We start from the raw sequence: 5,484 nt of genomic DNA on the forward strand, positions 1-5,484 counted from the left end.
TAAAATAGAGAGTGGAATAACTAGCTACCTCGGGGTTTTATTGTCTTTTTCTCCTATCTGGTAAATTTCTTAAATATTTATTGCTAAAGCAGTATCCTGGATCCCAGACTGGGATGACAAGAATAGGGCTACTCGGATGACAAGAAAAGGAAGTACTGGAATGACAGGAGGAGGGACGCTGGAATGACATCATTGTTGATTGGCAAAACGGTACCTTTAACTTGTCCTATTACCATAGCAGTTATTAATGACATGTGCAAAAATATTGAGCATTAAAAGCTTTTAAAGTACAGTAACAATGTAGTAATAGCACAATGTATGCATGATATAGAGTATATACGCAAAAACCCTGAGGAATTCGGAAAAGCGATGAAGAGCAGGGGAATTAAAAATTTTACTGTGGAAGAAATATTGGAAATCGATCATAAGAAAAGATCATTAACCACTAAACTGCAAGATTTGAACAGGAAGCGCAATGAAATCACAGAAGAGATAAAGAAGCTCAAAATGAGCAAGAGCCCCTGTGAAAATGAGGTAGAAGCGTCAAGAAATATAACAAATGAGATAGAAGCAATCAGCTTAAAAGAACAAACAGAGAAAGATAACTTAATGAATATCTTATCTAACTTACCAAATATCCCTGCACAAAACGTGCCAATAGGTGAAGATGAGAGCTCTAACGTAGAAGTTAGAAAATATGGAGAGAGAAGAAAATTTGATTTTGCGCCAAAGTCCCATTATGAGCTCGGAGAGGGGTTGGATTCGATGGATTTTGAGCAAGCAGCAAAAATCTCCGGGTCAAGATTTGCAGTATTGAAAGGACGGTTAGCTAAGCTTGGACGAGCATTAGTAAATTTTATGCTTGAAATGCATATTAATGAATTTGGCTATACTGAGGTATATCATCCGGCTTTGGTAAAGAATGAAGCGATGTATAATGTTGGTCAGCTACCGAAATTTTCTGATGATTCATATTTAACTACCGACGAATTGAGATTGATTCCCACAGGTGAAGTGGTTTTAACAAATTTGGTTGCTGATAAAATAATAGAAGAAAAAGAACTGCCCGTTCGTTTTACTGCATATTCGGAGTGTTTTCGTAAGGAGGCCGGCAGCGCAGGAAGAGACACGAGAGGCATGGTTAGGCAACATCAATTTGGTAAAGTGGAGTTGGTGAGTATCACAACTGAAAACCAATCAAATGATGAACTTGAGTGCATGATAAGCGTTGCTGAAGAGATATTAAAGCAATTGGAATTGCCATATAGGGTGATGCTGCTATGCAGTGGCGATATGGGCTTCGCCGCGCAGAAGACTTATGACATAGAGGTGTGGCTGCCTGAGCAAAATAAATATAGAGAGATATCAAGTTGCTCAAATTGCGGTGCATTTCAGGCAAGAAGAATGAACACTAAATACTTTTTAGAGGCTGACAAGAAGGTGAAAAAATATGTTCACACTTTAAATGGCTCGGCTTTAGCTATAGGAAGAACGATTATTGCCATAATGGAGAATTATCAAAATCCTGACGGGTCAATTACAATACCAAACGTGTTGCAAAAATATATGAGTAATGATACTGTTATAAACAAATAATAGTTTTAACATACAGAAAAGCGAGGAAATTAAAGATGAAGGTTCTGGTTATCGGTTCTGGTGGGCGTGAGCATGCTTTATTTTGGGCTCTAAAAAAATCTCCTATATTAACTGGGTTATATATCACTCCTGGCCGCCGAGCTATGGAAAATCTTGGGGTTCTTGTGGATATAAATATCCGAAACTCAATTGATATTACACAATTTTGCAAGAGAGAAAATATAGAATTAGTTGTTATTGGTCCAGAGCAACCAATAATTGATGGGCTTGCTGACAACCTAGTTGCAGAGGGAATAAATGTTTTTGCTCCAAGTCGAGCAGCTGCGAAGCTTGAGGCATCAAAGTCTTTCACCAAGAGGTTATGTAAACAATATGGTATACCAACTGCCAAGTATGAGTGTTTTGTCGATGAGGGATTAGCTAAAAACTTTGTATGCAGCAATAAAATAAAATTTCCACTTGTGGTGAAAGCAAACGGAATTGCAGCAGGGAAAGGTGTAATAATATGCAACACAGAAAACGAAGCTTTTTCGGCAATAGATTCAATGTTGGTAGAGAAAAAATTCGGTGAATCAGGCGAAGAGATAGTCATAGAAGAATTTTTAGTGGGAGAGGAAGTAAGCTTTTTTGCTCTTGTTGACGGGTTGAAAGTGGCAACCCTTGGATGTGCAAAGGATTATAAAAGAGCTAATGAAAACAATGAAGGTCAAAATACCGGAGGTATGGGGGCATACTCATCGCCTTCAATTATAAGTAAGGATATGGAGCAAAAAATTATCCAAAGAATAATATATCCGACAATTCAAGCCCTGACTAATATGGGAACACCCTATAAAGGAGTGCTCTTTGCTGGTTTAATGATTTGTAAGGATAGCCCTAAACTTCTTGAGTATAATGTTAGATTCGGTGATCCGGAGATACAATCTATTTTGCCTAGATTTGATGAAAATTGTGACTTATTAAAATTAATGTTATCAGTTGCAGAAGGAAAGTTGAGTGCCAAAACGGTGGAGCTTACTAACAAATCTACAGTTTGTGTAGTCGTTGCAAGTAAGGGTTATCCAGGTGATTATAAAACAGGAGAAATAATTAGAGGATTGGATAAAATTGAGAGTATTCCCGGTATACTGGTATTCCATGCTGGTACTCAGTTGGATGAAAGCGGTAACTTAGTTTCCGATGGCGGGAGAGTGCTCAATATAATAGGGGGAGGAAGCAGCGTAGAAGAAGCTAAAAGTAAAGTGTACTCGGCACTGAACTTTTTAGAATGGCCAGGAGGTTTCTTCAGGTACGATATTGGTAGTTAACATTAGCTACCTAAGTGTCAGGAATTTTAAGTCGTCCTTTTTAAAGATATTTTAGTATACTAGATGTATTATCGGGTAATAATAGAACTGGGGGGTTTATGGAAACGTCTGAATTAACTTTACTTGACTTGCAAAACTTTCTTGACAGCTTAAAAGGACATGTGCGCAGTGAAGTAGAAAAATATGTAGATAAAAGAGCAGAGGAAGTTAAAAATGAGATTGTAACATATATAATGTACACAGTGTTAAATAATATGTTAGACAACAAACTGCCAGCTACACCCGAAGTGAATAAATCTGACGAAGTTATACAAGTTGATGATGACTTAACGCAAAATCAAAAAGTTGTTAAAGCTCTTTTTATAGGGAAAACACTTATTGGAAAATATAAAGGCAAAACATATGAAGTTGCAGTCAGTAATAAAGGCAGGTTTATCTATAATGGGAAAGAATATGACTCTCCTTCTGCAGCTGGCACAGGAATTACTGGTAAAAGTTGCAACGGTTGGGATTTTTTTAAAGTATGTCTTAACCCTGAGGAAGGACTAAGAACTCTGAGCTATTACTGTGCAGAATTTCTGTCGGCTCAAAATAGTAACATTTAGGCTATATATTAAAGCGTTTAAAGAGGTCTTAGTTTACTTGCTCCATTATTTTCTTTATTATCAGAAATTACTTTAAATAATATGGAGGAGCACGTTGTCAGCAATTGCTATTATTGATTTTGGTTCACAGTTTACACAGCTCATCGCAAGACGAATAAGGGAAATGAGCGTTTATTGTGAGATATTTCCAAGCAACATCAGTTTTGAAACAATATCGAAGTTCAACGGATTTATTTTCTCTGGAGGACCACAATCCGTAAATGACAGTTGTCCTGAGGCAAGTGAAGTAGTGCATGAAATTATAAAACTTAATGAGGCAACAAGCGTTCCTATACTTGGAATATGCTACGGGCAGCAACTCATTTGTCATTATTTTGGAGCAAAAGTAAAAAAGGAATTCAAACAAGAATTTGGTAGAACTAAGATCAAAATACTAAAAGAATCCCCCATTATAAAGGATACGTGGGAAGTCAATTCCGAAGTGGATGTGCTGATGAATCACGCAGACAGTGTTGAAACTATACCACAGGGATTTACTGTTATTGCATCGGGTGTGATAAATCAAACAATTGCAATAATCGCCAATGAGCAGCGGAAGATTTACTGTACTCAATTTCATCCTGAAGTTAAGCCTACAGCAAATGACAGCAAGTTGCTCTCTAACTTCTTGGATATTGCAAATTGTGAAAGAGACTGGACAATGAAGTCACTCATTGAAAAGCAGAAGGAAAAAATCAAAAATTTAGTAGGGAAGAGAAAGGTAATTGCCGCAGTAAGTGGCGGTGTTGATTCAAGTGTTGCAGCAACTCTCACATATAGAGCTATAGGAAAACAATTGAACTGTATTTTTATCGACACTGGGTTGTTACACAAAAACCAAACCATTGCTATGTTGAAAGAGATTCCGATAAACTACGTTGACAGATCAAACTTATTTTTGAGTAGGTTAAAGGGAATAACTGGTCCGGAAGAAAAGCGAAAGATTATCGGCAATACTTTCATTGAAGTGTTTGAAGAAGAGGCGAAAAAAATAGGTGATGTGGGTTTTCTAATGCAAGGCACCATCTACTCCGATGTAGTTGAGTCAGGGCACGCTTCAGGGAATGCTAGTACAATTAAATCTCATCATAATGTTGGCGGATTGCCAGAAAAGATGAATTTGAAGCTAGTAGAACCTTTGCGCTATCTCTTTAAAGATGAAGTAAGGCTGCTTGGAAAAGAGATTGGTCTTTCAGATAAGATAATATTTCAACATCCGTTTCCTGGACCTGGACTTGCAGTGAGGATCATAGGTGAAGTGAATGAAGAAAGGGTGCGAATATTGCAAGAGGTAGATGAAATATATATCAATACAATGAAAAATTACGATCTGTATAATAAGATATGGCAGGCTTTTGCTGTATTGTTGCCAGTAAAAACTGTGGGAGTCATGGGGGATAATCGCACATATGGATATGTTTGTGCTTTGAGAGCTGTAACATCGTCTGACGGTATGACGGCTGATGCATTTCCATTTGAGAATAAGAATCAACATTCGTTAGTATTTTGGGATTTTCTGCAGAACGTTAGCAGCATAATTGTTAATAACGTTTCCAGAGTAAATAGGGTTGTATATGACTTAACTTCCAAACCACCAGCAACTATTGAGTGGGAGTAATCATGAGCCAGTGCTCCGACACTGGTTTTCTAAGTCACAAGAGCTATAAAAACTACTGACAAATTTTTTCAACACCCTTATCATAGTACAGAAGCTATTATTTAACTTCCCAATCTGTGCAGTGGATTGTACGGTCCAGTTGCCTATTAGCTTTATTATTACAAAATTAATACCTCTAACCTTATAATTTTATTAGTTAATAGGTTTAGAGGTAAAAATATGACTAATATAATAAAACAAAATTACTTAGAAAACTTTCCCAACAATGAAGGAAGAGTTAACTCAAAAGGTATGGTTGCTCCACCGGTACCACCAAGGG

4 protein-coding genes are annotated in these 5,484 nt (G+C 37.1%); all 4 read left to right on the forward strand.

Annotation, left to right across the window (positions count from 1 at the left end; translation table 11 throughout):
• Positions 1 to 318: 318 nt before the first annotated feature.
• The 4 genes from serS (at position 319) to guaA (ending at position 5,165) form a co-directional block, all read left to right on the forward strand.
• A complete protein-coding gene (gene serS / locus DM84_RS01495; RefSeq protein ID WP_250777912.1) occupies positions 319 to 1,596 on the forward strand; it encodes a serine--tRNA ligase in 1,278 nt (425 codons plus the stop codon).
• Between the two features lie 35 nt (positions 1,597 to 1,631).
• Positions 1,632 to 2,903, forward strand: coding sequence for a phosphoribosylamine--glycine ligase (gene purD / locus DM84_RS01500; protein WP_250777915.1), 1,272 nt, complete (start codon positions 1,632 to 1,634; stop codon positions 2,901 to 2,903).
• Between the two features lie 98 nt (positions 2,904 to 3,001).
• Positions 3,002 to 3,508: a DUF2924 domain-containing protein gene (locus DM84_RS01505; RefSeq protein ID WP_250777916.1), complete on the forward strand. Its 507-nt coding sequence runs from the start codon at positions 3,002 to 3,004 to the stop codon at positions 3,506 to 3,508.
• Between the two features lie 94 nt (positions 3,509 to 3,602).
• Positions 3,603 to 5,165, forward strand: a complete 1,563-nt coding sequence (gene guaA / locus DM84_RS01510) for a glutamine-hydrolyzing GMP synthase (RefSeq protein WP_250777917.1) — start codon at positions 3,603 to 3,605, stop codon at positions 5,163 to 5,165.
• Positions 5,166 to 5,484: the final 319 nt, after the last annotated feature.

The organism is Wolbachia pipientis (genome assembly GCF_023661085.1).
Taxonomy (GTDB): Bacteria; Pseudomonadota; Alphaproteobacteria; order Rickettsiales; family Anaplasmataceae; genus Wolbachia.

Coding starts and splice junctions, on each gene's coding strand:
- serS (WP_250777912.1), top strand. CDS start 319: ATGCATGATATAGAGTATATACGCAAAAACCCTGAGGAATTCGGAAAA.
- purD (WP_250777915.1), top strand. CDS start 1,632: ATGAAGGTTCTGGTTATCGGTTCTGGTGGGCGTGAGCATGCTTTATTT.
- DM84_RS01505 (WP_250777916.1), top strand. CDS start 3,002: ATGGAAACGTCTGAATTAACTTTACTTGACTTGCAAAACTTTCTTGAC.